The sequence below is a fragment of the Streptomyces sp. NPDC045678 genome (genome assembly GCF_056432085.1).
On record NZ_JBWKJS010000008.1, the window covers coordinates 191,992 to 215,639 of the forward strand.

General features: G+C 72.2%; 27 protein-coding genes. 6 read left to right on the forward strand and 21 right to left on the reverse strand.

Translation table 11 applies throughout. The features are described 5' to 3' along the window. Positions 1 to 48: 48 nt before the first annotated feature. Both AC07DO_RS27395 and AC07DO_RS27400 read right to left on the reverse strand, forming a co-directional pair. Positions 49 to 402, reverse strand: a complete 354-nt coding sequence (locus tag AC07DO_RS27395) for a YciI family protein (RefSeq protein ID WP_479063406.1) — start codon at positions 400 to 402, stop codon at positions 49 to 51. 43 nt (positions 403 to 445) lie between these two features. After that, on the reverse strand, positions 446 to 1,975 hold the full coding sequence (locus AC07DO_RS27400; RefSeq protein ID WP_479063407.1) for an MFS transporter: 1,530 nt from the start codon (positions 1,973 to 1,975) through the stop codon (positions 446 to 448). An 81-nt stretch (positions 1,976 to 2,056) separates the two neighbouring features. On the opposite strand from AC07DO_RS27400, the gene AC07DO_RS27405 reads away from it, so the two are divergent. Both AC07DO_RS27405 and AC07DO_RS27410 read left to right on the forward strand, forming a co-directional pair. Further along, complete coding sequence (locus AC07DO_RS27405; protein WP_479063408.1) at positions 2,057 to 2,779, forward strand: TetR/AcrR family transcriptional regulator; 723 nt, start codon at positions 2,057 to 2,059, stop codon at positions 2,777 to 2,779. A 533-nt stretch (positions 2,780 to 3,312) separates the two neighbouring features. Further along, positions 3,313 to 3,903: a class I SAM-dependent methyltransferase gene (locus tag AC07DO_RS27410; protein ID WP_479063409.1), complete on the forward strand. Its 591-nt coding sequence runs from the start codon at positions 3,313 to 3,315 to the stop codon at positions 3,901 to 3,903. Here AC07DO_RS27410 and AC07DO_RS27415 read toward each other — a convergent pair. From AC07DO_RS27415 to tsaB, 4 genes are read right to left on the reverse strand one after another with little or no spacing between them, the layout of a single operon-like run. Continuing rightward, positions 3,900 to 4,157, reverse strand: coding sequence for a hypothetical protein (locus AC07DO_RS27415; protein WP_479063410.1), 258 nt, complete (start codon positions 4,155 to 4,157; stop codon positions 3,900 to 3,902). The two genes, AC07DO_RS27410 and AC07DO_RS27415, sit on opposite strands and share 4 nt — an antisense overlap. After that, the gene (gene tsaD / locus AC07DO_RS27420) at positions 4,154 to 5,278 is read right to left on the reverse strand and encodes a tRNA (adenosine(37)-N6)-threonylcarbamoyltransferase complex transferase subunit TsaD (protein WP_479063411.1); all 1,125 of its coding nucleotides are present in this window, start codon (positions 5,276 to 5,278) and stop codon (positions 4,154 to 4,156) included. The genes AC07DO_RS27415 and tsaD overlap by 4 nt, the downstream gene beginning before the upstream one ends. Continuing rightward, positions 5,271 to 5,753 carry a ribosomal protein S18-alanine N-acetyltransferase gene (gene rimI, locus AC07DO_RS27425; protein ID WP_268775748.1) on the reverse strand — a complete coding sequence of 161 codons (483 nt, stop codon included), beginning with the start codon at positions 5,751 to 5,753 and terminating at the stop codon, positions 5,271 to 5,273. The genes tsaD and rimI overlap by 8 nt, the downstream gene beginning before the upstream one ends. A gap of 32 nt (positions 5,754 to 5,785) precedes the next feature. Beyond that, the gene (gene tsaB, locus AC07DO_RS27430; RefSeq protein ID WP_479063412.1) at positions 5,786 to 6,442 is read right to left on the reverse strand and encodes a tRNA (adenosine(37)-N6)-threonylcarbamoyltransferase complex dimerization subunit type 1 TsaB; all 657 of its coding nucleotides are present in this window, start codon (positions 6,440 to 6,442) and stop codon (positions 5,786 to 5,788) included. Positions 6,443 to 6,576: 134 nt separating this feature from the next. On the opposite strand from tsaB, the gene AC07DO_RS27435 reads away from it, so the two are divergent. Continuing rightward, on the forward strand, positions 6,577 to 7,125 hold the full coding sequence (locus tag AC07DO_RS27435; protein WP_479063413.1) for a hypothetical protein: 549 nt from the start codon (positions 6,577 to 6,579) through the stop codon (positions 7,123 to 7,125). An 85-nt stretch (positions 7,126 to 7,210) separates the two neighbouring features. Here AC07DO_RS27435 and AC07DO_RS27440 read toward each other — a convergent pair whose 3' ends face one another. The 7 genes from AC07DO_RS27440 to AC07DO_RS27470 form a co-directional block, all read right to left on the reverse strand. Further along, entirely contained in the window at positions 7,211 to 7,414 is a 204-nt protein-coding gene (locus AC07DO_RS27440; protein ID WP_479063414.1) for a hypothetical protein, read from the reverse strand. 194 nt (positions 7,415 to 7,608) lie between these two features. Next, positions 7,609 to 8,160, reverse strand: a complete 552-nt coding sequence (gene tsaE / locus AC07DO_RS27445; protein ID WP_479063415.1) for a tRNA (adenosine(37)-N6)-threonylcarbamoyltransferase complex ATPase subunit type 1 TsaE — start codon at positions 8,158 to 8,160, stop codon at positions 7,609 to 7,611. 89 nt (positions 8,161 to 8,249) lie between these two features. Continuing rightward, the gene (locus AC07DO_RS27450; protein WP_479063416.1) at positions 8,250 to 9,476 is read right to left on the reverse strand and encodes an alpha/beta fold hydrolase; all 1,227 of its coding nucleotides are present in this window, start codon (positions 9,474 to 9,476) and stop codon (positions 8,250 to 8,252) included. Positions 9,477 to 9,544: 68 nt separating this feature from the next. Next, the gene (gene alr / locus AC07DO_RS27455; RefSeq protein ID WP_479063417.1) at positions 9,545 to 10,696 is read right to left on the reverse strand and encodes an alanine racemase; all 1,152 of its coding nucleotides are present in this window, start codon (positions 10,694 to 10,696) and stop codon (positions 9,545 to 9,547) included. Positions 10,697 to 10,772: 76 nt separating this feature from the next. After that, positions 10,773 to 11,669 carry a L,D-transpeptidase family protein gene (locus tag AC07DO_RS27460; protein WP_479063418.1) on the reverse strand — a complete coding sequence of 299 codons (897 nt, stop codon included), beginning with the start codon at positions 11,667 to 11,669 and terminating at the stop codon, positions 10,773 to 10,775. A gap of 114 nt (positions 11,670 to 11,783) precedes the next feature. Further along, positions 11,784 to 13,220, reverse strand: a complete 1,437-nt coding sequence (locus AC07DO_RS27465) for an NAD(P)H-hydrate dehydratase (RefSeq protein ID WP_479063419.1) — start codon at positions 13,218 to 13,220, stop codon at positions 11,784 to 11,786. Positions 13,221 to 13,268: 48 nt separating this feature from the next. After that, positions 13,269 to 13,637, reverse strand: a complete 369-nt coding sequence (locus tag AC07DO_RS27470; protein ID WP_479063420.1) for a holo-ACP synthase — start codon at positions 13,635 to 13,637, stop codon at positions 13,269 to 13,271. Positions 13,638 to 13,725: 88 nt separating this feature from the next. Between AC07DO_RS27470 and coaA the strand changes: the two genes are divergently transcribed. After that, the gene (gene coaA / locus AC07DO_RS27475; RefSeq protein ID WP_150188386.1) at positions 13,726 to 14,706 is read left to right on the forward strand and encodes a type I pantothenate kinase; all 981 of its coding nucleotides are present in this window, start codon (positions 13,726 to 13,728) and stop codon (positions 14,704 to 14,706) included. 27 nt (positions 14,707 to 14,733) lie between these two features. Continuing rightward, positions 14,734 to 15,681: a DUF389 domain-containing protein gene (locus AC07DO_RS27480; protein ID WP_479063421.1), complete on the forward strand. Its 948-nt coding sequence runs from the start codon at positions 14,734 to 14,736 to the stop codon at positions 15,679 to 15,681. On the opposite strand, the gene glmM is transcribed toward AC07DO_RS27480, so the two are convergent. The 4 genes from glmM to AC07DO_RS27500 all read right to left on the reverse strand — a co-directional run bounded on the left by glmM (position 15,678) and on the right by AC07DO_RS27500 (position 19,592). Next, positions 15,678 to 17,036 (reverse strand): phosphoglucosamine mutase, encoded by a 1,359-nt coding sequence (gene glmM / locus AC07DO_RS27485; protein ID WP_479063422.1) that lies wholly within the window; start codon positions 17,034 to 17,036, stop codon positions 15,678 to 15,680. The two genes, AC07DO_RS27480 and glmM, sit on opposite strands and share 4 nt — an antisense overlap. Before the next feature lie 132 nt (positions 17,037 to 17,168). Beyond that, positions 17,169 to 17,690, reverse strand: a complete 522-nt coding sequence (rpsI, locus tag AC07DO_RS27490) for a 30S ribosomal protein S9 (RefSeq protein ID WP_306332666.1) — start codon at positions 17,688 to 17,690, stop codon at positions 17,169 to 17,171. A 42-nt stretch (positions 17,691 to 17,732) separates the two neighbouring features. Continuing rightward, positions 17,733 to 18,176 (reverse strand): 50S ribosomal protein L13, encoded by a 444-nt coding sequence (rplM, locus tag AC07DO_RS27495; RefSeq protein WP_150171106.1) that lies wholly within the window; start codon positions 18,174 to 18,176, stop codon positions 17,733 to 17,735. A gap of 210 nt (positions 18,177 to 18,386) precedes the next feature. Next, positions 18,387 to 19,592 (reverse strand): glycosyltransferase 87 family protein, encoded by a 1,206-nt coding sequence (locus tag AC07DO_RS27500; RefSeq protein WP_479063423.1) that lies wholly within the window; start codon positions 19,590 to 19,592, stop codon positions 18,387 to 18,389. A 74-nt stretch (positions 19,593 to 19,666) separates the two neighbouring features. Here AC07DO_RS27500 and AC07DO_RS27505 point away from each other — a divergent pair, with 74 nt between their 5' ends. Next, positions 19,667 to 20,533, forward strand: coding sequence for a hypothetical protein (locus AC07DO_RS27505; RefSeq protein ID WP_479063424.1), 867 nt, complete (start codon positions 19,667 to 19,669; stop codon positions 20,531 to 20,533). Between the two features lie 16 nt (positions 20,534 to 20,549). On the opposite strand, the gene truA is transcribed toward AC07DO_RS27505, so the two are convergent. The 4 genes from truA to rpsK form a co-directional block, all read right to left on the reverse strand. Next, positions 20,550 to 21,404 (reverse strand): tRNA pseudouridine(38-40) synthase TruA, encoded by an 855-nt coding sequence (gene truA, locus AC07DO_RS27510; protein ID WP_479063425.1) that lies wholly within the window; start codon positions 21,402 to 21,404, stop codon positions 20,550 to 20,552. Positions 21,405 to 21,480: 76 nt separating this feature from the next. Further along, entirely contained in the window at positions 21,481 to 21,969 is a 489-nt protein-coding gene (gene rplQ, locus AC07DO_RS27515) for a 50S ribosomal protein L17 (RefSeq protein ID WP_479063426.1), read from the reverse strand. 81 nt (positions 21,970 to 22,050) lie between these two features. Then, on the reverse strand, positions 22,051 to 23,073 hold the full coding sequence (locus AC07DO_RS27520) for a DNA-directed RNA polymerase subunit alpha (RefSeq protein WP_016645160.1): 1,023 nt from the start codon (positions 23,071 to 23,073) through the stop codon (positions 22,051 to 22,053). 120 nt (positions 23,074 to 23,193) lie between these two features. Then, positions 23,194 to 23,598 carry a 30S ribosomal protein S11 gene (gene rpsK, locus AC07DO_RS27525; RefSeq protein WP_003948617.1) on the reverse strand — a complete coding sequence of 135 codons (405 nt, stop codon included), beginning with the start codon at positions 23,596 to 23,598 and terminating at the stop codon, positions 23,194 to 23,196. Positions 23,599 to 23,648 lie beyond the last annotated feature (50 nt).

A 23,648-nucleotide genomic window follows, 5' to 3' on the forward strand; every position in this document is an offset into this window, starting at 1 on the left:
CATCAGAGCACCCCGGCGCCACCGCCGCAAAGGCAACAAGGGTGCGGCTCAGCCCTCGATCTCCCGGACCTCGGCGGTGACCGTCCAGTAGTCCTCGTGGGTCTTGAGGAACCGCTTGGTCCACTCGACGGCTTCCGCCATGTCCTTGGCCTGGCAGATGGAGTAGCCGCCGATGACCTCCTTGGTCTCGGTGAACGGGCCGTCCGTCGTGGTCAGTTCGCCCTTGTCCCAGGTCACGCGGGTGCCTTCGGAGGTCGGCCGCAGGCCCGCGGTGTCGAGCATGACCCCGGCCCTGGTGATCTCCTCCAGGAGCGCGCCCATGCGCTCCTGCAGTTCGGGGCTCGGGCCGCCCTCGGGCGCGTTGTTCTCGTCGATGCGGATCATCGTCAGGTAGCGCGGCATGGTGGTCTCCCCTTCGGGTGGCGGCGTGGCCTCTCCTCGCCTCTCACCCCTGCGTCGAACGGGAGACGCCCGTTTCGACATCGTCGCCGAGATTTTTCGAAGTTTCTTCCCCGGCGGCTGTTTTCGCAGGTCGCGTCGGTGTGGCCGGGGCCGCGGCCGGCGGCGTACGCCGTCCGTGCAGGACCGCGGTCGCCAGGGCCGCCGCCACCAGGAGCCCGGCGGACACGGCGAAGGCGGCCGCGTACCCGTCGGCGAGGGCGCTCCTGCCGCGCCCCTCCCCCGTGGCGCTCGCCGCGACGGTGACCAGGACCGCGAGGCCGAGGGAGCCGCCGAGCTGGCGGGAGCTGTTGAGCAGCCCGGAGGCCATGCCGGTCTCCTCCGGGGCGACGCCGCCGGTCGCCGCCACGCCGAGCGGTACGAAGCACAGGCCGATGCCGACGCTCGCGACCAGCGAGGGCCCGAGGATGGAGCTCAGGAACGTGCCGCCCGCCTCGACCGTCAGCGCGAACCACCCGAACCCGGCGGCCCCGAGCAGTCCGCCCGCCACGAGGAGCGTCCGCTCGCCGAGCCGCCCGACCGTCCGGGTGGCGGCCGTCGACCCGGCCACGACGCCCGCGCAGAACGGCAGGAACGCGGCGCCGGCCGCCGTCGGCCCGTACTCCATCACCTGCTGGAGGTAGAGCGAGGTGAAGTAGAACGCGGCGAACTGTCCCGAGGACATCAGCAGGGCGAAGACGTTCGCGGAGAGCACGGGCCGGTGCGCCGTGCCGAGCAGGCCGAGCCGCAGCAGGGGCTCGCGCTTGCGGGCCTCGACGGCGACGAAGGCGGCGAGCAGCGCGGCCGCGGCGCCGAGCGTGCCGAGGGTGGTGCCCGACGTCCAGCCGTACGTCTCCGTGCGTACGAGACCGAGGACGAGCAGCGTCGCCCCCGCCGTGACGAGCAGGGCGCCGGTGACGTCGAGGCGGGGCGCGGGTCCCGTACGGCGGTCCGCGGGCACGCCGCGCCGGGCGGCGAGGAGCGCGGCGAGCACCACGGGGACGTTGATCAGCATCACGGAGCGCCAGCCCACCCAGTCGGTGAGCACGCCGCCCGCCATGATCCCGACGGCGCCGCCGAGCGCCCCGGAGACGCCCCACAGGCCGAGCGCGCGGGACCGCGCGGGCCCCGCCGCGTAGTTCACGGTGATCAGGGCGAGCGCGACGGGTGCGAGCGCCGCCGCGCCCGCGCCCTGCACCGCCCGCGCCGCGATGAGCTGCCCCGGCGCGAGGGCGAGCCCGCCCGCGAGGCTCGCCGCGCCGAAGACCGCGAAGCCCCACATGAGGGTGCGCCGCCGGCCGACGAGGTCGGCGAGGCGCCCGCCGAGCATGAGCAGGCCGCCGAAGGCGAGCGCGTAGGCGTTGACGACCCAGAGCAGCGAGTCGGGCGCGAAGCCGAGGTCGGCGCCCATGTCGGGCAGGGCGATGTTGACGACGGACATGTCGAGGGAGACGAGGAACTGCACGGTGAGCAGCACCGGCAGCAGCAGACGCCCGTGCGGGGTGTCCGGGCTCGGATTCGGGTTCACGTTCACCATGCGACGGACATTACTATACGCGTATAGGAATAGCGCAAGGGTTGCGGCGCCCCTCCCCCGGGCGGGCGGGACAATGAGCGGGTGGCAGCAGAAGACAACGAGCGGACGACCCCCTCGAAGGAAGCCGGGGCCCCCGCCCCGGCGAAGAAGCGTTCCGTGGGCCGCCCCCGCCGCATCGAGCCGGAGACGATCGTCGCGACGGCCCGCCGGATCCTGGAGACGGAGGGCGTCGCGGGCCTGAGCATGCGCAGGGTCGCCAAGGAGGTCGGCACGACGCCGATGGCGCTCTACCACCACGTGCGCGACAAGGACGAGCTCCTGATGCTCACGCTCGCCGGTACGGCCGCGACGGTCCCGCGTCCCGAACTCCCCGCCGACCCGCGCGACCGCCTCCTCGCCGTCTCCCTGCACATGCACGGCACGCTGGCGCGGATGCCCTGGGTGGTCGAGGTGCTCAGCCTCGGCGACCTCACGGACGAGGGCGCCCTGTGGATGGTCGAGGAGATCATCGCCTGCGGCATCGCGTGCGGGCTCGCTCCCGAGGAGGCGGTACGCGCGTACCGGACGATCTGGCACTGCGTCTACGGAGACCTCGCCTTCCGCCGCGCGATGGAGCGCCGCGCCGAGGACCCGGGCCGCAAGCGCCACTTCCCTGACCTGCTCGCCGACGCGGACGCGACCGACCTCCCTCACCTGGCGGCGCTGGCGAACCGCTGGTCGGAGCTCACCGACGACTACGACGTGGCGGGCCAACTCGGGGCGGTCATCGACGGGCTGCTGGGCAGGGCGCCGAACTCCCGGTGATCACGTATGGGGGAACCGGTGATCTGGGCGGGTGTACCGGTGGGTCGGGCGGGTGTACCGGTGATCCGGGCGGGTGTACCGGTGGGTCGGGCGGGTGTACCGGTGATCCGGGCGGGTGTACCGGTGGGCCGGGCGGATGTACCGGTGGGCCGAGCGGACGCACGGGCGACCCGGCCGGACGCACCGGTGGGCCGGGCGGACGTACCGGCGACCCGGGCGGACGCACCGGTGATCCGGGCGGGAGTACCGGCGACCCGGGCAGACGCACCAGCGACCCGGGCGGACGCACCGGCGACCCGGGCGGATGTACCGGTGGGCCGAGCAGACGTACCAGCGACCCGGGCGGATGTACCGGTGGGCCGAGCGGGCGTACCGGTAGTCAGGGCGGGTGTACCGGTGATCCGGGCGGGTGTACCGGTGGGCCGGACGGACGCACCGGCGACCCGGGCAGATGTACCGGCGCCCCAGGCGGACGCACCGGTGGGCCGAGCGGACGTACCGGCGACCCGGGCGGGTGTGCGAGGCTCCCCCGTGTGCCCTTCGATCACAACGACCACTACCACCCCCTGCTCCTCCGGAGCCTGCCGCCGGGGGGCGGCCGCACCGCCCTCGACGTCGGCTGCGGCACGGGCCGCTTCGCCCGTCGCCTGGCGGCCCGCGGCTACGAGGTCGACGCGCTGGACCCGTCGGCGGAGGTCATCGCCGAGGCGGAGGCCGCGGGCGGCGGCCCCCGCTTCCGCCGGGCGGACGTGACGAAGGAAGCCCTGCCCGCGGCCCACTACGACGTCATCACCTGCCTGGCGAGCCTGCACCACATGCCCTTCGACACGGTGACCCGCCTGCGCGACGCCCTCGCCCCGGGCGGCACCCTGCTCGTCCTCGGCTGCTACGCGGGCATGACCTGGTGGGACGTCGTGGCCTCCCCCGCGAACGCGGTGGCGCGGGCGGCGGTCCACGCCTCCGAGCGCCTCCGGGGCGCACGCAAGCCGCCGCTCAAGCCTCCGGTGCACCGGCCGGACATGCGACTCCCCGCGATCCGCGCGGAGGCGTCCCGCCTGCTGCCGGGCAGCAGTGTGCGCCAACTCCTTTTCTGGCGGTACTTGTTGACGTACGAGAAGGCCTAGGCCCCCTCCACCGACTCGAACCGCCACCGGTGCACCGCACGCGTCACGAGGTCCTCCGCGGGCTCCGGGAGTTCGGGCAGCTCCGCGTCGTACGCGGCGTCCCACCACGTGATGACGAGCACCCGGTCCTGCGGGGCGCGGAACGTCTCGCGGCGGGTCGGGGTGCCGTCGAGCTCCTGGGCGCGCGCCCAGGCGAGCAGTGCGTCGCCGCGCCCCTCGGCCGCCCGGGCCTCCCACATCAGCGCGACCGTCATGAGTACAGGTTCTCCTTGCTGACCTCGTGCACGTGGTCGTGGGAGTGCGAGTGCGCGTGCGCGTGCGCGTGACCCGGCACGTGCGGTTCCGTCACCGGGAGCGACGAGTCCGCCGACAGGTCCCAGTCCGATGCCGCCCGGTTGCGGGCCACCATCTCCGCGCCGAGGGCCGCGACCATCGCGCCGTTGTCCGTGCAGAGCTTGGGGCGCGGCACGCGCAGCCGGATGCCCGCCTTCTCGCACCGCTCCTGGGCGAGGGCGCGCAGCCGCGAGTTGGCGGCCACGCCACCGCCGATCATGAGGTGGTCGACGCCCTCGTCCTTGCAGGCCCGCACGGCCTTGCGGGTCAGCACGTCGACGACCGCCTCCTGGAAGGACGCCGACACGTCACGTACCGGCACCTCCTCGCCCGCGGCCCGCTTCGCCTCGATCCAGCGGGCGACGGACGTCTTCAGGCCGGAGAAGGAGAAGTCGTACGCGGCGTCGCGGGGTCCGGTGAGGCCGCGCGGGAAGGCGATCGCGTTCGGGTCGCCCTCGCGCGCGTACCGGTCGATGACCGGGCCGCCGGGGAAGCCGAGGTTCAGCACGCGCGCGATCTTGTCGAAGGCCTCGCCCGCCGCGTCGTCGATCGTCGAGCCGAGCGGCCGGACGTCGGACGTGATGTCCTCCGAGAGCAGCAGCGACGAGTGGCCGCCGGAGACGAGGAGCGCCATCGTCGGCTCGGGCAGCGGCCCGTGCTCCAGCTGGTCGACGCAGATGTGCGAGGCGAGGTGGTTGACGCCGTAGAGCGGCTTCCCGAGCGCGTACGCGTACGCCTTCGCGGCCGAGACGCCGACGAGCAGCGCGCCCGCGAGACCGGGGCCCGCGGTCACCGCGATGCCGTCGAGGTCCCTCGCGCTCACGCCCGCTTCCTTCAGGGCACGGTCGATGGTGGGCACCATCGCTTCGAGGTGGGCGCGGGAGGCCACCTCGGGCACGACGCCGCCGAAGCGTGCGTGCTCGTCGACGCTGGAGGCGACGGCGTCCGCGAGCAGCGTGGTGCCGCGGACGATGCCGACGCCGGTCTCGTCGCAGGAGGTCTCGATGCCGAGGACGAGGGGTTCGTCGCGCGAGTCAGCCATGAATCTCGGTTCCTTGTACGCCGGATGCGGGGGTGGAGGGATCGGTGCGGCGCATGACCAGGGCGTCCACGTTGCCGGGCTGGTAGTAGCCGCGCCGGAAGCCGATGGGCTCGAAGCCGAAGCGCTCGTACAGCTTCTGCGCCCGTGTGTTGTCGACCCGCACTTCCAGCATCACCTCGGCGCACTCGAAGGCGGTCGCGGCCTGGAGCAGGTCGGTGAGGAGCCGGGCGCCGAGACCGGTGCCCCAGTGGTCGCGGGCCACCGCGATGGTCTGGACGTCGGCGAGGTCTCCGGAGGCCGCGAGTCCCGCGTACCCGACGAGGCGGTCGCCGTCCGTCGCCACCACGTAGCGCCGGGTGGCGAGCGGGCCGCGCGCGTGGGCGAGCTCGGACCAGAACATCCCGCGGGACCAGGCGTCGTCCGGGAAGAGCTCCTTCTCCAGGACGAACACCGCGTCGATGTCCCACCAGCGCATCTCGCGCAGCACGGCGGACTCCGTCACCTGGGTCACTTCGGGGTGACCACCTTGTAGTTCTTGGGGACCTGCGCGTCGGGGCGGCGCAGGTACAGCGGCCGGGGCTCGAGGAGCTCCTCGCCCGCGGCCAGCTTCTCGGCGGCGAGCGAGGCCAGCGCGGCCGCCGAGACGTGCTCGGGGGCGCGGGCGTCGGGGAACGTGTCGGGGTAGAGCAGCGCGCCCGCGCCGACGGCGGGCAGCCCCTCGACCTCGGCGGCGATGTCGGCGGGCCGGTCGACGGCGGGCTCGCCGGCGCGCGTGCGCACGTCGTCGTAGCGCGCCCAGTAGACCTCCTTGCGGCGGGCGTCGGTGGCCACCACGAAGGGGCCGCTCTCGATGCCCGAGGCGTACGCGAGGCCGTCCAGCGTGCACACTCCGTGCACCGGGACGCCGAGCGCGAGGCCGAAGGTGTCGGCGGTCATCAGGCCGACACGGAGGCCGGTGTAGGGGCCGGGGCCCACACCAGCGACGATGCCGGTCACGGCGTCGAGTTTCAGGCCGGCCTCGGCGAGCACACGGTCGACGGCCGGAAGCAGCAGTTCCCCGTGACGGCGGGCGTCCACCTGGCTCGACTCCGCGACGACGGAGGAGCCGTCGTGGAGGGCGACGGTGACGGCGGGCGTTGCGGTATCCAGAGCGAGCAAGAGCACGCGAACAGCCTACGGCTCCCGGGCGCTCCGCACGGCCCGCACCGGGATGAGGTGCGGCTGCCCGGGGATGGGGCACGGCTGCTGCTACCGTCACTCCGTAGCCGTACGCAGTACGAAGAGGTGGGTGGCGCAAGGTGTCAAGGAGCAGCTCGGGATTCGTGGCCGGGCTCACCGCTGCCGCGCTCGCCGCGGTCGGGTTCCTCGCCTTCCAGGCATCGGCCAGCGCGCCGGACCACCCGGAGAAGGCCGACAAGTCGCCCTCCGCCTCGGCGTCGCGCTCCCCCAAGGACAAGAAGAATCCCGCGGCCGTGCCCGCGCAGTCCGGCACCGGCGAGCGCGTCGTGTACTCCCTCGAGGACGACCGCGTCTGGCTGGTCGAGGCGTCCGGCAAGGCCAAGCAGACGTTCAAGGTCACGCCGGGCACGGTCGATCCGGCCCCGGGCACGTACGCGGTCACGTCGCGGACGGGCCGTGTCACCGGTACGGACGGCGTGCCGATCGAGAACGTCGTGGTCTTCACGCTCACCGACGGGGTCGCGGTCGGCTTCAGCGCCGCGGTCGACGGCTCGACGCCGAAGCCGGATCCGTCGAAGAAGACGGGCGGCATCCGCCAGTCGCGGGCGCAGGCCAAGGCGATGTGGGAGTTCGCGCTGCGCGACAAGAAGGTTGTCGTCGTTCCCTGATCAGGCTGGTTCCCCGATCAGGCTGGTTCCCCGATCAGGGGGGTTCTCTGATCAGGGAGGTTCTCTGATCGGGATGGTTCTCTGATCAGCGGGACGGCCGACGCCGTTCCGCGGGCGCGGCCGGCGCGGAGGCCGGGGGGTCGCTCGGCGGCGTGGAGACGGCGCTCGCGGCGGCGCACGACGCGAGCAGATCGCTCATCGACAGGTGCGAGGGGTCCACGGCGACCGAGGGTCCGGGCAGCCCGTTCCCGCGCGGCTGTGCGTAGGCGTCACGTTCTGAAGCCGTCATGGATGCCTCCTGGGGGCTCCGGGGGCGGACGTGGTTAGGTAGACCTAACCAAGACCTGTATCCCATGTGACCACGCCTGACACACGCAACGCAACATTTTGCCGACGCCTTGTCGGAACGTTCGGTCGAACGTACGAGAAACGCCCCGGACCAAAGGCCCGGGGCGGGAGTGCGAGCGGGGGGCCTTCGGGCCCTCAGGCGCCCAGCGACGCCAGATCCGCGTCCGCCCAGCGCGCGCCGAGCCCGGTGATCGTCACCTCGCGCACCTCGTCGGCCGCGCCGGTCCCGCCGGTCTCGCCGGTCTCGCCATCCGTCGTATCGCCCACCGTGCGGTCGATGACGACCCGCAGCCGGTCGTCCGACAGCTCCTCCACCTTGCCGTCGCCCCACTCGACCACGATCACGGACTCGGGCAGCGAGACGTCGAGGTCCAGGTCCTCCATCTCGTCGAGCCCGCCCCCGAGGCGGTACGCGTCGACGTGGACCAGCGAGGGGCCTTCGCCGAGCGGCGGGTGCACGCGGGCGATGACGAAGGTCGGGGAGGTGACGGCGCCGCGCACGCCGAGGCCCTCGCCGAGGCCGCGGGTCAGCGTCGTCTTGCCGGCGCCGAGCTCGCCGGTGAGCATGACGAGGTCGCCCGGGCGCAGCAGCTTGGCCAGACGACGCCCCAACTCGCCCATGTGTTCGGGGGAGTTGACAGTGATCTTGAGTGTGACGGCCGGAGCCTCGTGGTGCGGTGCTTCCATACCGCCCACGGTAGCGGCTGGGAGCGCGCGCTCGGGCCCGCCGAGGCCCGGAGCCCGTGCTCAGGTCCGCCGAGGCCCGGAGCCCGTGTTCAGCCCCGCTGCCCGGCCCCCTGCACCGCGCCCACCCGCACCAGCAGGTCCGCCAGGCGGTCCATGACCACCTCCGGGTGCTCCAGCATGACCAGGTGACCGGCGTCCGGGACGAGGACCAGTTCGGCGTCGGGCAGCAGGTGGGCGATGGCCTCGCTGTGCTCGCTCGGCGTGACCAGGTCCTCGTTCCCCGCCAGCACGAGCACCGGCAGCTCGGCGAAGTGCTTGAGGGCCGCCGCCTTGTCGTGCTCGGCGAAGGCCGGGTAGAACTCCGCGACCACGTCGATCGGCGTCGACTCGATCATCCGCTCCGCGAACCGCGCGATCGCCGGGTCCACGTCCTTGCGCGAGAACGAGTACCGCTTGATGACGCCCGCGAAGAGGTCCGCGGTGGCCCGCCGCCCCCGCTCCACCAGTTCGGCCTGCGAGCCGAGCGCCCGCAGCAGGCCGGGCAACACCCGCCGGACCGCGTTCATCCCGGCGACCGGAAGGCCGAAGTTCACCTCGCCGAGCTGCCCGGACGACGTGCCGATCAGGGCGACGCCCACCACGCGGTCGCGGATCAGCTCGGGAAACTGGTCGGCGAGCGCCATGGTCGTCATGCCGCCCATGGAGTGCCCGACGAGGACGAGCGGCCCCTCGGGCGCGGCGGCGTCGATGACGGCCTTCAGGTCGCGCCCCAGCTGGTCGATGGAGACCGGCACGTCGTGTTCGAGCTGGTCGACCCCGCGCGCCGAACGGGCGTGACTGCGCTGGTCCCAGTAGACGGCGCGGACGACACCGCGCAGGGCGGCCCGCTGGAAGTGCCAGGAGTCCTGGCTCAGGCAGTAGCCGTGGCTGAAGACGACGGTGACGGGCGCGGGGGCCCTGCGCCCGAAGAGCCGGCGCCGCCGCGGGGCGCGGTCGCCGTCCCCGCCGCCTCCGGCCTCGGTGGTCTCCTCGACCTCTTCGACCTCGTACGAGAGCTCCGTGCCGTCGTCCGCGTACGCCGTGCCGGGCATGCCGCGCAGCGAGCCGTACGGCCCCGACGCGTCGAGCGCGAGCCGCGCCTTCTTGCGCATGCCGCGGCCGACGGTCAGCCGCTCTATGGCGACGCCCGCGGCCGCACCCGCGGCCAGGACGCCTATCGCCGCACCCGCGACGCCTGCCCTGCGCCAGTTCCCGGCCGCGGCGGCGGCCTCCGACACCGCTTCCGCCGCGGCCGCCCCCGTGCTGCTCTCGCTCACGTGCCGCTCCTCGTCAGTTCCCGGTCGGTTCCGGTCGGTTACCCGTCAGTTCCCTGTCGGGCAGCCGGTCAGTCGTCGGGCCGCTCGTTCACATGGACGCGCGGGACACGCGATCCGATGCGGGTGACGATCTCGTACGCGATGGTGCCCGCGGCCTGCGCCCAGTCCTCGGCGGTCGGCTCGCCGCGGTCGCCGGGGCCGAACAGCACGGCTTCCGCGCCCACTTCGGGCTCGTCCCCGCCGAGGTCCACGACGAACTGGTCCATCGCGATACGGCCGGCGACGGTCCGCAGCTTGCCGTCGACGAGGACGGGGGCCGTGCCGGAGGCGTGGCGCGGGATCCCGTCGCCGTACCCCGCCGGGATGAGGCCGAGGGTCGTCTCGCCCGGCGTGACGTAATGGTGGCCGTAGCTGACGCCGTGACCGGCCGGGGCGCGCTTCACGTGGGCGAGCGAGGCGGTGAGCGTCATGACGGGCCGCAGCCCGAAGTCCTGGGAGGTGCCCACCTCGGGGCTCGGTGAGACGCCGTACATCGCGATGCCCGGACGTACGAGGTCGAAGTGCGCCTCCGGCAGCGTCAGCATGCCCGGGGAGTTGGCGATGTGCCGCACCTCGGGGCGGAGCCCCCGGTCCTCGGCGTACGCCACCATCTCGCGGAAGACCGTGAGCTGCGCGGCGATCGACGGATGCCCGGGTTCGTCGGCGCACGCGAAGTGCGACCAGAGGCCGGTGACCGTGACAAGCCCTTCGGCCTCGGCGCGCAGGGCGCGGTCGACGAGGCCGGGCCAGTCGGCGGGCATGCAGCCGTTCCGTCCCAGGCCCGTGTCGGCCTTGAGCTGGATGCGCGCGGTCCGCCCCGCCTCGCGCGCGGCGGCCGTCACCTCCTCCAGCGCCCACAGCGCGCTCACCGACATGTCCAGGTCGGCCTCGACGCCCTCGCGCCAGGGGCCGCCGGGCGTCCACAGCCAGCACATGATGCGGCCGGGCAGGCCCGCGGCACGCAGTTCCAGGGCCTCCTGGGGAGTGGCGGTGCCGATCCAGGTGGCGCCCGCCTGGCGTGCGGCCCTGGCGCAGGGCACCATTCCGTGGCCGTAACCGTCCGCTTTCACCACGGCCATGAACGCGGCGTCCGGCGCGTGGGCGCGCAGCGCGCGCACGTTGGCGCGGAGGGCGGCGAGGTCGATCTCGGCCCGGACACGGAAAGGTGCTGTCTCGTTCATCGCGGACAAGTGTCTCAGAGCCCGCCGACACCCCCTGCTCCCGCAGGCCTTGGCCGCCGGATAGGGCCCGGTCCGCTCACGTGCCCGGCTTGCGCCCCCACACTCGGACGCGGTCTCCCTTGGACAGCGTCTTCCACAGCGCGCGGGCGTCGGCGACCCGCATGTTCACACAGCCGCGTGATCCCGGCGGGCTGTACACGCTGCCGTAGATGGCGTGGAACGCCTGGCCGCCGTTGAAGAACTGGCTGTACGGCATGGGGGTCCGGTACAGCGACGACCAGTGGTTCTTGTGCCTCCAGTAGACCTTGTGCAAGCCCGTGCGGGTCCGGTGGCCGGCTCGTCCGGTACGGACGGGAACGGGGCCGAGCAGCACCTTCCTGCCCTTCTGCACCCACATCAGCTGACGGGTCAGATCGACACAGGCGACGCGGTACGCGCGCGTGGGGCACTTCTTCCTGACGTTCGGGTTCTTGCGGGCGGTGATCAGCCGCATCCGGGACCAGGTCACGGGCCCCGCGAACCCGATCGCGGGCCGGATGCCCTGCTTGCGCTGGAACGCGCGGACGGCCCGGCAGTCCCCGGCGGACTGCTTGCCGTCCACCTTCCGCCGGAGCCAGCGCTCGACCTGCCGCTGATAGGGCCCGGTGCGCTTGGTGCACGCGGGCGCGGCCCCGGCGGCGATCTCGCTCGGCGGCACGTACTCGACGAGGGCGTCGGTGCCGGTCGGCGCCGCCATGGGCTCCACGGCGTTCTCGGCGGGGCTCGGCCGGTACACGTGCGGCGCCAGGGCCTGGTCGCGGGTGTCCAGCTGGTACGGGTGGCGCGGCGCGGCCGGGATGCCGGGGACGAGCGGGGAGGTGCCGGGGGCCGCGGGCCGGGGCGGCACGGGGTCGGCGGACGCGGGGACGGCAGGCAGGACCGCGGCAACGGCGAGCAGCACGGGAAGCCCGCGCCGGACTGGCTTACTGATCATGTGATGAGCGAACCCGCTCGACCGCCACCCGCCCGTCAGCCGCGCGGGTACGTCACTCGAAGGGCCGTCCGAAAACACGACCGGCCACGGACCCCCTGCCTTCCGGCACAGGCGTCAGGGCCTCCCCACCTCCCGCCACACCGCGGGAATCGCGTTCGCCACGTCCTGCGCCCCCACGGGCGCCCCGTCCGACGCGTGCCGCCCGGCGAGCCCGTGGAGGTACGCGCCGACGGACCCCGCGTCCCGCGCGTCGAGCCCCGCCGCCAGGAGTGACCCGGCGAGCCCGGAGAGCACGTCGCCGCTGCCCGCCGTGGCGAGCCAGGGCGTCCCGGTCGGATTGACCCGCACCGGGCCCTCGTCCGAGGCCACGAGCGTCGTCGACCCCTTCAGGAGCACCGTCGCCCCGTACCGCCGGGCCAGCTCCCGTACGGCGGCGAGGCGTCCCGCCTCGACCTCTTCCCTGGCCACGCCGAGCAGCGCGGCGGCCTCCCCGGCGTGCGGTGTGAGGAGCGTCGGCGCCCGCCGCTCCCGTACGTCACGCTCCCCGGCGAGCCGCAGCCCGTCGGCGTCGATCAGCACGGGCACATCCGCGGCGAGCACCTCTCCCAGCCGTTCCCCGTCCTCCCCGAGCCCGGGCCCGACGACCCACGCCTGCACACGGCCCGCCTTGGACGGCGGCCCCGCGGACACCAGGGTCTCGGGGAACCGCGCGATGACGGCGTCCGCGGCGGGACCCACGTACCGAACGGCCCCCGCACCCCCGCGCAGGGCGCCCGCGACGGCGAGCACCGCGGCGCCGGGATACCGCTCGGAACCCGCGACGATCCCCACGACTCCGCGCCGGTACTTGTCGCTCTCGCCGCCGGGCACGGGCAACAGCCGTTCGACGTCCGCGAATTGCAGCGCCTCGGCCGCTCCCGCCCCCAGTTCCTCCGGTTCGAGTCCGATGTCGACGAGCCGCACGACACCGGCGTGCTCCCGGCCCGGATCGATGAACAGCCCCGGCTTGTACGCGCCGAACGTCACCGTCACATCCGCCCGCACCGCGTCCCCGTGCACCTCACCCGTGTCGGCGTCGACGCCGCTCGGCAGGTCCACGGCGACGACCACGGCGTCCCGCACCGCCGCCACGAGCCGCTCGGCGTCCTCCCGCAGCCCGCCCCGGCCCCCGATCCCCACGATCCCGTCCACGACGAGCCCGGCCCGCGCGACCACATCCTCGGCCCGCTCCTCATCGGCGCCCACCACCACGCCCCCGGCGGCCCGCAGCGCGGCGAGCCCCCCGGAATGCGCGCGCTCGGGCGCCAGCAGCACGGCACTGACCCCGGCACCACGCCGAGCGAGCCGGGCCCCCGCGTACAGGGCGTCGCCCCCGTTGTCCCCGCTGCCCACCAGCAGCGTGACTCTCGCCCCGTACACCTTGCCGAGCAGCCGGACGCACTCGGCGGCGAGCCCCGCCGCCGCACGCTGCATCAACATCCCTTCGGGCCCCCGGGCCATGACGGCCCGCTCGCCCGACCTGACGCTCTCCACGCTGTACGCAGTACGCATACGCCCAGTCTGCCCCCGCACGGGGCGCCCCCGCCGAACGAAGCCCGCCTAGCCCTCCGCCACCACCACCGCGGAAGCGACCCCCGCGTCATGACTGAGCGACACGTGCCAGGACCGGACCCCGAGCAGCGAAGCCCGCTCGGCCACCGTCCCCTGCACCCGGACCCGGGGCTGCCCGCTCTCCTCGACGTACACCTCGGCATCGGTCCACCGCAGCCCCGCCGGCGCCCCCAACGCCTTGGCCAGCGCCTCCTTCGCCGCGAACCGCGCCGCCAGCGAGGCGATCCCCCGCCGCTCCCCGCCCGGCAGCAGCAACTCGCTCTCCACGAAGAGCCGCTCCGCCATCCCGGGCGTCCGCTCCAGCGCGGCGCCGAACCGCTCGATCTCCGCGACATCGATGCCAACCCCAATAATCACCGGATCAGCGTGACACACCCCACCCCCCACCCCACCCCCCGTCCTGTTCAAACAGCCGTAACAATGGACTGTGATCTCTTCGGTCTCCGTGCCCCCGACGGCACCCCGGAGCGCCCACCGGCCCAAGCCGGAGGCGACTCCCTACGTCGACCTCACCCGCACCGAGTGGAGCGCGCTTCGCGAGAAGACGCCGCTCCCCCTGACAGCGGAAGAGGTGGAACAGCTCCGCGGCCTCGGCGACGTCATCGACCTGGACGAGGTCCGCGACATCTACCTGCCGCTCTCGCGCCTGCTGAACCTGTACGTGGGCGCGACGGACGGTCTGCGCGGAGCCCTCAACACCTTCCTCGGCGAGAAGGGGTCCCAGTCCGGCACCCCCTTCGTCATAGGGGTCGCCGGTTCCGTGGCGGTCGGCAAGTCCACCGTCGCCCGTCTCCTCCAGGCGCTGCTCTCCCGCTGGCCGGAGCACCCGCGCGTGGAGCGCGTCACGACGGACGGGTTCCTCCTGCCCACGAAGGAGCTCGAAGCCCGCGGCCTGATGTCCCGCAAGGGTTTCCCGGAGTCGTACGACCGCCGTGCGCTCACCCGTTTCGTCGCGGACATCAAGGCGGGCAAGGACGAGGTGACGGCGCCCGTCTACTCGCACCTGATCTACGACATCGTCCCGGACCGGCGCCTCACGGTCCGCCGCCCGGACATCCTCATCGTCGAGGGCCTCAACGTCCTGCAGCCCGCGCTCCCCGGCAAGGACGGCCGCACCCGCGTGGGCCTCGCGGACTACTTCGACTTCAGCGTGTACGTCGACGCCCGCGCGGACGACATCGAGCGCTGGTACCTGAACCGCTTCAAGAAGCTGCGCCAGACGGCGTTCCAGAACCCGTCGTCGTACTTCCGCAAGTACACGCAGGTGTCGGAGGAGGAAGCGCTCGACTACGCCCGCACCACCTGGCGGACGATCAACAAGCTGAACCTCGTGGAGAACGTGGCCCCCACCCGAAGCCGCGCCACCCTGGTCGTCCGCAAGGGCCCCGACCACAAGGTGCAACGCCTCAGCCTGCGCAAACTGTAGGCGCCGTAGCCCGGCTACCCTGCGTCCATGCTGCACCTGCGCCTGATCACACCCCCGGACAGAACCGACGACGTGGTCGACCTGATCGAGGGAACGGTCGGCACCACCCACCTCGCGGTGCTCCCGGGCGCGGCCCGCAACCCCGCGGGCGACGTCGTCATGTGCGACGTGGCCCGTGAGGCGGGCGACGAACTGATCGGCGGCCTGCGCGGACTCGGCATCGACGAGTCGGGCTCGATCGCCGTGGAGACCATCGACCTCTCGCTGTCCCGGCGCGCGGACGAGGCGGAGGACGACGCACCCGGCGAGGGCGCGGACGCGGTCCTGTGGGAGCAGCTGGCCGACGCGACCCACGAGGAGTCGACGCTCTCGGTCACGTACGTCGCGTTCATCACGCTCGCCACGATGATCGCCGCGTGCGGTGTGGTCCTCGACAACGCGATCCTGGTCGTGGGCGCGATGGCGGTGGGCCCGGAGTTCGGCCCGCTGGCCGGCTTCTGCACGGCCCTGGTCCGCCGCGCGCCCCGGCTGGCCCTGCGCTCGCTGATCGCGCTGCTCGTCGGTTTCGCGGCGGCGATGGTGGTGACGGTCGGGTTCAGCTACTTCATGGACGGGATGGGCCTGTTCACGCACGACGCCCTGAAGTCGGAGCGCCCTAACACGAACTTCATCTACCGCCCCGACTGGTTCTCGTTCGTGGTGGCCGTCCTCGCGGGCGCCGCGGGCACGCTCTCCCTCACCTCGGCGAAGTCGGGCGCGCTGGTGGGCGTGGCGATCTCGGTGACGACGGTCCCCGCCGCCGCGAACGCGGCGGTCGCCTTCAGCTACGACGAGTACAGGCAGGCCTGGGGCTCCACGGAGCAGCTCCTCCTGAACCTGCTCGGCATCGTCCTCGCGGGCACGCTCACGCTGCTCGCCCAGAAGTTCTTCTGGGCGACGCAGCGCGAGCGCACCGCGAAGTCGGCGCGCGCCTAGCCCAGGGCGGACTTCACGACGTCGGCGAGACGGCCGGCCACGGACCGGGCCTGCTCGATGTCCGCGGCCTCGACCATGACCCGCACCAGCGGCTCGGTCCCGGAGGGACGCAGCAGCACCCGGCCGGTGGAGCCGAGCTCACGCTCGGCCTCGACGACCGCGGCACTCAGCTCGGCGGAGGTCTTCACGCGCGACTTGTCGACGTCGGGCACGTTGATGAGGACCTGCGGGAGCCGCTCCATGACGCTCGCGAGCTCCGCGAGCGAACGGCCCGTCTCGGCGACGCGCGCCGCGAGCAGCAGCCCGGTCAGCGTGCCGTCGCCGGTCGTCGCGTGGTCGAGGACGATCACGTGCCCGGACTGCTCGCCGCCGAGGGCGAAGCCGTGCTCCTTCATCGACTCCAGCACGTAGCGGTCGCCCACGGAGGTCTGCACCAGGGAGAGTCCCTGGCCCTCCATGGCGAGCTTGAAGCCGAGGTTGGACATGACCGTGGCGACGACCGTGTCGTGGCGCAGCGTGCCGTGCTCCCGCATGGCGAGGGCGAGCACGGCGAGGATCTGGTCGCCGTCGACCTCGGCACCCGTGTGGTCCACGGCGAGGCACCGGTCGGCGTCCCCGTCGTGCGCGACGCCGAAGTCGGCCTTGTGCTCGACGACGGCGGCCTTGAGCAGGTCGAGGTGCGTGGACCCGCACCCGTCGTTGATGTTCAGGCCGTCGGGCTGGGCGCCGATCGTGATGACCTCGGCACCGGCCCGCGCGAAGGCCTCGGGCGAGACGCGCGCGGCGGCGCCGTGCGCCTCGTCGAGGACGATCTTCAGCCCGTCGAGGCGGTTCGGGAGGACCCCGATGAGGTGGGCGACGTACTGGTCGAGCCCCTGGTCGTACGACTTCACGCGGCCGACGCCCGAACCGGTGGGCCGCTGCCACGGGGCACCCGTGCAGTGCTCCTCGTAGACGGACTCGATGCGGTCCTCCAGCTCGTCGGCGAGCTTGTGGCCGCCGCGGGCGAAGAACTTGATGCCGTTGTCGGGCATCGCGTTGTGGCTGGCGGAGAGCATCACACCGAGGTCGGCGCCCAGCGCACCGGTGAGATGCGCCACCGCGGGGGTGGGCAGCACACCGACGCGCAGGACGTCCACGCCCGCGCTCGCGAGACCCGCGACCACCGCGGCCTCCAGGAACTCCCCGGACGCGCGCGGATCACGCCCGACCACCGCCACCGGGCGATGGCCTTCAAAGGTGCCCGCCTCGGCCAGTACGTGCGCCGCCGCAACGGAGAGACCGAGCGCGAGCTCGGCCGTCAGATCCGCGTTGGCGACACCGCGCACGCCGTCCGTGCCGAAGAGTCGTCCCACTGCTGTCCTCCGAACATTCAAGAAAAACGAATTGCCTCAGGGGGTTCCTGATCAGGGGGTTCCTGAATAGACGAACGCCCCGGCAGCACGGTGAGTGCCGCCGGGGCGAACGAAAGTACGAGCAGGCAGCGATTAGCGCTTGCTGTACTGCGGGGCCTTGCGGGCCTTCTTGAGACCGGCCTTCTTGCGCTCGACCGCACGGTCGTCACGCTTGAGGTAACCGGCCTTCTTGAGGGCGCCACGGTTGTTGTCGACGTCGGCCTCGTTCAGCGCACGGGCGACACCGAGACGGAGCGCACCGGCCTGACCGGAGACGCCGCCACCCGAGATGCGGGCGATGACGTCGTAGCGGCCGTCGAGCTCGAGCACCTTGAAGGGCTCGTTGACTTCCTGCTGGTGGACCTTGTTCGGGAAGTAGTCCTCGAGCGTGCGCCCGTTGACCTTCCACTTGCCGGTGCCCGGGACGATCCGGACGCGGGCGATGGCGTTCTTGCGACGGCCCAGGCCGGCGGCCGGCTGCGGGTCGCCGAAGCGCGCGGCGTTCGACTCCGAGGTGTACTCGCCCTCGACAGGCGCCTCGGACTCGGTGGTGTACTGCTCGACGTCAACAACCTCGGTCTCTTCGACCGGCTGCTCAACGGTGGTCTCGGCCACGATTCTCCTCAGATTTCTTTACGTCTTTGGGGGTGGCCGGAACTACTGCGCGACCTGGGTGATCTCGAACGGGACCGGCTGCTGAGCGCCGTGCGGGTGCTGGTCGCCCGCGTAGACCTTCAGCTTCGAGAGCATCTGACGGCCCAGGGTGTTCTTGGGGAGCATGCCCTTGACGGCCTTCTCGACAGCCTTCTCGGGGCTCTTCTCGAGCAGCTCGTCGTAACGGACGGAACGCAGACCACCCGGGTAACCGGAGTGGCGGTACGCCATCTTCTGGGTCTTCTTGTTGCCGGAGAGGTGCACCTTCTCCGCGTTGATGATGATGACGAAGTCACCGGTGTCAACGTGGGGGGCGTAGATCGCCTTGTGCTTGCCACGCAGGAGGGTGGCAGCGGTGGTCGCCAGACGACCCAGGACGATGTCCTGGGCGTCGATGACGTGCCACTGGCGGGTCACATCGCCGGGCTTGGGGCTGTACGTACGCACTTAGTAGCCTTCGCTTCTTCAGTGGATGGGGTCCAGACACACGGCACCCAGGAAGCGATCATGCAGCTGGGGCTCACAATGCCGGGGACGCTGCCCGTATGCGAGCCACTGGTAACTGCTCCAGGGAACCTACGTAAGGGCCCTTTCGCGTGAGATCGAGGACACCAATACGTATCAATCCCCGAGAGTACCCGCGCCGCCCCGTACCGGTCAAAACGCGGCTCTGGAGGCCGGCACCGGCGTCTCCCCAGGCGGGTCTGCGCTTTCCAGCATAGCTCCCCGCACGCACGCCCACCCGACCGTGCCCGCCAGCACGCACAGCGTCACCGCGTCCTTGAAGGCCCGCCGCGTCCCCGGCTCGAGCCACGGCCACGAGAACCCCGGCACCTGCGGCACCAGCGCCACCCAGAACCACGGACCGCGCGCGGCCGCCCCCGGCGTCAGGGCCCCCGCGAGGAGCAGCGGGAGCACGACCAGAAGGTAGTGGTCGTACGAAGGACGCGAGACGAGAAAGGCCGAAAGCATCAGCATCACGGCGCATTCCACGACCCTCGCCGGCGCGGCGTCCCCGCCCCCTCCCCTCCCCCACCGTCGCCACGCACCCCACACCCCGGCCGCGGCCGCGCTCCCGGCCAGCAGCGTGGCGCCCGACTCCGGCACCCCGAGCCGCGCGAGCACCGCCGCGGGGGATGCCTCATAGAGACGTACGAACGAGTCCTCACCGCGCAGCAGGAAGGGCAGCGTCCGCGTGAAGAACCCGGCCGGGTCCGGCATGGCGAGGGCCGCGGCCGCCGACACCAGCGCGGGCACGCCCACCGCCGCCGCGAGCGCCCGCCATCTGCGCGCGAACACGAAGAGAAGGACAACGGGGGCGAGCAGCGGCTTCACGGCGACGGCCGCTCCGATGACGAGCCCGGCCGCGATCCACCGGCCGCGGCACACGAGGAGCAGCCCGCACGGCAGCGCGAGCGCGGAGCCCACCGTCCAGTTGCCGAGCTGGACGAGGTGCCCGAAAGGTGCGAAGCCGAGCGCGAGCCCGAGCAGCCCGTACACGGCGAACCGACTCCTCAAGGGCACCCCGTACACACGCAGCGCACACACCCACCCCCCGACGAGCCCCGCCGTCACCCCCGCGGGCACCAGGAACCGCACCACGTCCGCGGGCAGCAGCGCCTGCGGCACCGCCGCGAGCACGGCACCGGGGAGATAGAGGAAGTGCCGGTCGGCGTAGGGCGAGCGCCCGTCGAGCCAGGCCTCGGCGGCCCGCACCACGATGGCGTTGTCCATCCCGCCCTGCGGAGAGGCGAGGCCCACCCGGACGACCGCGGCGACGAGCACCACTCCGAGCACCCACCGGACGTACGACTCGGCCGGACGTTCCAACCACCCGCAAACCGCCGATTTGCCCGTATTCATACGCCTCAGGCTAGGCCTGGCACCCCACGCAACCCCCGCTCAACATCCCGGGAAGCCCGTCTAAGATGCGCCCCATGAGCTTTGGGCAAGGGGGACCTCAGTGGGGTCCGGGCGGAACGGGCGGACCCGGCGGCGGGCCCACGCCCGACTGGGCGGCACTCGCCGAGGCCTCCGAGGCGCGCACCCGCCGCCGCAAGTGGCTGCTGATCGGCGGCGGTGTGTTCGCGACGGTCGGCATCGCCGCCGCCGTCGCCATCACCGTCGTCACCGCGAACGGCGACGAGTCCTCCGCGTCGAACAAGCCGGCCAGTGAGCTGCCGACGGCCGCGGACATCCCCGGCGCGAGCAAGGACGCGGGACCGTCCTTCGAGGCGACCACGCCGCCGCCCCCGCCGGACCCCAAGGACTTCATCTCCAGCGCCAAGAAGGACAAGGCGCCGCTCACCCCCGAGGGCATGTTCCCCGGCACGTCGTGGCGGACCGGCGAGCGCCTCTACAAGAAGGGCGCGACCGACTCCACCACGAAGTGCACGTCGGTCACGCAGCCCGCCCTCGCCTCGGTCCTCGCCAGGAACGACTGCACGCGCCTGATCCGCGCCAGCTACCTCAGGAACGGCGTCGCGGTCACGATCGGCGTCGCCGTGTTCGACACCGCGGCCGACGCGAAGAAGGTCAAGGAGCAGGCGGAGAAGGGCCTCGTGAACTCGCTGTCCGGCAAGGGCGTGCCCGCCTTCTGCCGCACGGGCGTGTGCCGCGGCACCTACAACGCCTACGGCCGCTACGCGTACTTCACCACCACCGGCTACACCAGCGGCAAGGACGTGACGACGGGCGACCGCAAGGCGTACGGCGTCGGCGACGACCTCTCCCGCTTCGCGTTCCAGCGGATCCACCAGCGGGGCGCGGCCCAGGCTTCGGCCGCCGCCGAAGCCCCGCAGTAGTCCGGCCGGGCGGGGCTCAGCAGCACCCGGCCCCGGGCAGCGTCCGCTTGTTGCGCGCCTCCTTGCTGCGCGCGGCGAGCAGGTCGTCGGCGGGGTAGCCGACCTCCTCGAGCGTCAGCCCGTGCGGCCGCACGACGTGCACGGCGGAGTCCCGCACGCCCGCGCGGAGCACCTTCTCCGGCCACTCCACGGGCCGGTGCCCGTCCCCCACGAACAGCATGGCGCCGACCAGCGACCGCACCATGTTGTGGCAGAACGCGTCCGCCCGCACGGTCGCCTCGAAGATCCCGTCGGGCCGCCGCTCCCACCGCAGTTCCTGGAGCGTACGGATGGTCGTGGCACCCTCGCGCCGCTTGCAGTACGCGGCGAAGTCGTGCTCACCGACGAGCCGCTCGGCGGCGGCGTTCATCGCGTCGATGTCCAGCGGCCAGTCGTGCCAGAGCACATGCCCCCGCAGCAGCGGGTCGACGCCACCGGGGTGGTCGGTCACGCGGTAGGCGTACCGCCGCCACACGGCCGCGAACCGGGCGTTGAACCCGGCGGGCGCCTCGGCGACCTGCCACACGCGCACGTCGTGCGGCAGCCGCCCGGCGAGCCTGCGCAGCAGCTTGTCGCTGTGTTCGGCCCACACGCTCTCCGGCAGGTCGACATGGGCGACCTGCCCCCGGGCGTGCACACCGCTGTCGGTCCGCCCCGCGACGGTCAGCTCGTACGTCTCCTGCGACCGCGTCACCGTCCGCAGCGCGGCCTCGATCTCGCCCTGGACGGTCCGCTGCCCCTGCTTCTGCTTGGCCCAGCCGGAAAAATCCCTGCCGTCGTACGAAAGATCCAGCCGCACCCGCACGAACCCGGGCTCTGCTTCATCGCTCACGAAGAAGATCCTCTCAAGCGGAACGGGCCCGCACCCCCGAAGGGATGCGGGCCCGCCCGTACACCGGTCAGAACGCTTACGCGTCCTTCGACTCCTCGGCAGCCTCGTCGGCCTTGGCCGTGTCGACCTTGGCGTCGGTGGCCTCGGCGTCCTTGGCGGCGCGCTTCGTCGCGGCCTCGGCCTCACCAGTGGCCTCCTGGGCCACGGTCAGGGCCTCCACCAGCTCGATGATCGCCATGGGCGCGTTGTCGCCACGACGGTTACCGATCTTGGTGATGCGGGTGTAGCCACCCGGGCGGTTCTCGTAGCGCGGGCCGATCTCCGTGAAGAGCGTGTGCACGATGCTCTTGTCGGTGATGACGGACAGCACCTGGCGGTGGTTGTGAAGGTCACCCTTCTTCGCCTTGGTGACCAGACGCTCCGCGTACGGACGCAGGCGACGGGCCTTCGCCTCGGTGGTGGTGATGCGGCCGTACTCGAAGAGCTGCTTGGCGAGGTTCGCCAGCAGAAGCTTCTCGTGCGCGGCGCTGCCGCCCAGACGGGCACCCTTGGTGGGCTTCGGCATGGTGTTTCTCCTAGTGATCTGCCCCGGCCGTATCAGGTACCGGGGACAGGGCCCCGAGGGCGGACGCCCTCGGGCAGTTCATCAGTACTGCTCGGTCTCCACGAAGCCCGCGTCCGCGTCGTCGTCGGCGCCGAAGGCGTCCGCGGCGGCGGTCGGGTCGAAGCCGGGAGGCGAGTCCTTCAGCGCGAGACCCATGCCGTTGAGCTTCATCTTGACCTCGTCGATCGACTTCGCACCGAAGTTGCGGATGTCGAGCAGGTCGGCCTCGGAGCGGGCGACGAGCTCACCCACGGAGTGGATGCCCTCGCGCTTGAGGCAGTTGTACGACCGAACGGTGAGCTCGAGCTCCTCGATCGGCAGCGCCAGATCGGCGGCAAGGGCGGCGTCCGTGGGGGACGGGCCCATGTCGATGCCCTCGGCGTCGATGTTGAGCTCGCGCGCCAGACCGAACAGCTCGACCAGGGTCTTGCCGGCGGACGCCATGGCGTCACGCGGGCGCATGGCCTGCTTGGTCTCGACGTCGACGATCAGCTTGTCGAAGTCGGTGCGCTGCTCGACACGGGTCGCCTCGACCTTGTACGTGACCTTGAGGACTGGCGAGTAGATCGAGTCGACCGGGATGCGGCCGATCTCCTGGCCGACCTGCTTGTTCTGCACGGCGGAGACGTAGCCGCGACCGCGCTCGACGGTCAGCTCCATCTCCAGCTTGCCCTTGCCGTTGAGCGTGGCGAGGACCAGGTCGGGGTTGTGCACCTCGACACCGGCCGGCGGGGCGATGTCAGCGGCGGTCACGAGGCCCGGGCCCTGCTTGCGCAGGTACATCACGACGGGCTCGTCGTGCTCGCTGGACACGACCAGCTGCTTGATGTTGAGGATGAGGTCGGTGACGTCCTCCTTGACACCCGGCACGGTGGTGAACTCGTGCAGGACACCGTCGATGCGGATGCTGGTGACAGCAGCGCCGGGGATCGACGAGAGCAGGGTGCGGCGGAGGGAGTTGCCGAGGGTGTAGCCGAAGCCCGGCTCCAGCGGCTCGATCACGAACCGGGAGCGGAATTCGTCGACGACCTCTTCGGTCAGCGACGGGCGCTGTGCAATAAGCATGAAGGAATCCTTCAGTCAGGGGCACCCACTATTTGATGCCCTGATTCATGACAAGGGTACGGGCGATACGGCCCCGAAGAGCCGTACCGCCCGAACCCTCAGATCAAGCAGCAGCCTGCGTCAGACGCGGCGGCGCTTGGGCGGACGGCAGCCGTTGTGCGGCGTGGGCGTCACGTCCTGGATCGAGCCGACCTCGAGGCCGGTCGCCTGGAGCGAACGGATGGCGGTCTCACGACCGGAACCCGGGCCCTTGACGAACACGTCGACCTTGCGCATGCCGTGCTCCTGGGCGCGACGGGCAGCCGACTCGGCAGCCATCTGCGCGGCGAACGGCGTGGACTTGCGCGAGCCCTTGAAGCCGACGTGGCCGGCGGAGGCCCACGAGATCACGTTGCCGGTCGGGTCCGTGATGGACACGATCGTGTTGTTGAACGTGCTCTTGATGTGAGCGTGCCCGTGGGCGACGTTCTTCTTTTCCTTGCGGCGCACCTTCTTGGCAGCGCCCTGACGACCCTTGGGGGGCATCTATAACTCCTACGGGAGGTGGTCGGTCCTGCAGCGTCAGCTGTCGATAG

Bases quoted from the DNA above. Each gene is read 5' to 3' on its own strand.
- AC07DO_RS27520 (WP_016645160.1), bottom strand. From the start codon at position 23,073: ATGCTTATTGCACAGCGCCCGTCGCTGACCGAAGAGGTCGTCGACGAA.
- AC07DO_RS27415 (WP_479063410.1), bottom strand. From the start codon at position 4,157: ATGACGGTCGCGCTGATGTGGGAGGCCCGGGCGGCCGAGGGGCGCGGC.
- AC07DO_RS27505 (WP_479063424.1), top strand. From the start codon at position 19,667: ATGAGCTTTGGGCAAGGGGGACCTCAGTGGGGTCCGGGCGGAACGGGC.
- alr (WP_479063417.1), bottom strand. From the start codon at position 10,696: ATGAACGAGACAGCACCTTTCCGTGTCCGGGCCGAGATCGACCTCGCC.
- AC07DO_RS27460 (WP_479063418.1), bottom strand. From the start codon at position 11,669: ATGATCAGTAAGCCAGTCCGGCGCGGGCTTCCCGTGCTGCTCGCCGTT.
- AC07DO_RS27395 (WP_479063406.1), bottom strand. From the start codon at position 402: ATGCCGCGCTACCTGACGATGATCCGCATCGACGAGAACAACGCGCCC.
- rimI (WP_268775748.1), bottom strand. From the start codon at position 5,753: ATGCGCTGGTGGGACATCGACGCGGTGTTCGTCCTGGAGAAGGAGCTC.
- tsaE (WP_479063415.1), bottom strand. From the start codon at position 8,160: ATGGAAGCACCGCACCACGAGGCTCCGGCCGTCACACTCAAGATCACT.
- AC07DO_RS27500 (WP_479063423.1), bottom strand. From the start codon at position 19,592: ATGAATACGGGCAAATCGGCGGTTTGCGGGTGGTTGGAACGTCCGGCC.
- AC07DO_RS27465 (WP_479063419.1), bottom strand. From the start codon at position 13,220: ATGCGTACTGCGTACAGCGTGGAGAGCGTCAGGTCGGGCGAGCGGGCC.
- rplQ (WP_479063426.1), bottom strand. From the start codon at position 21,969: ATGCCGAAGCCCACCAAGGGTGCCCGTCTGGGCGGCAGCGCCGCGCAC.
- AC07DO_RS27480 (WP_479063421.1), top strand. From the start codon at position 14,734: ATGCTGCACCTGCGCCTGATCACACCCCCGGACAGAACCGACGACGTG.
- tsaD (WP_479063411.1), bottom strand. From the start codon at position 5,278: ATGGCTGACTCGCGCGACGAACCCCTCGTCCTCGGCATCGAGACCTCC.
- rpsK (WP_003948617.1), bottom strand. From the start codon at position 23,598: ATGCCCCCCAAGGGTCGTCAGGGCGCTGCCAAGAAGGTGCGCCGCAAG.
- AC07DO_RS27440 (WP_479063414.1), bottom strand. From the start codon at position 7,414: ATGACGGCTTCAGAACGTGACGCCTACGCACAGCCGCGCGGGAACGGG.
- AC07DO_RS27400 (WP_479063407.1), bottom strand. From the start codon at position 1,975: ATGGTGAACGTGAACCCGAATCCGAGCCCGGACACCCCGCACGGGCGT.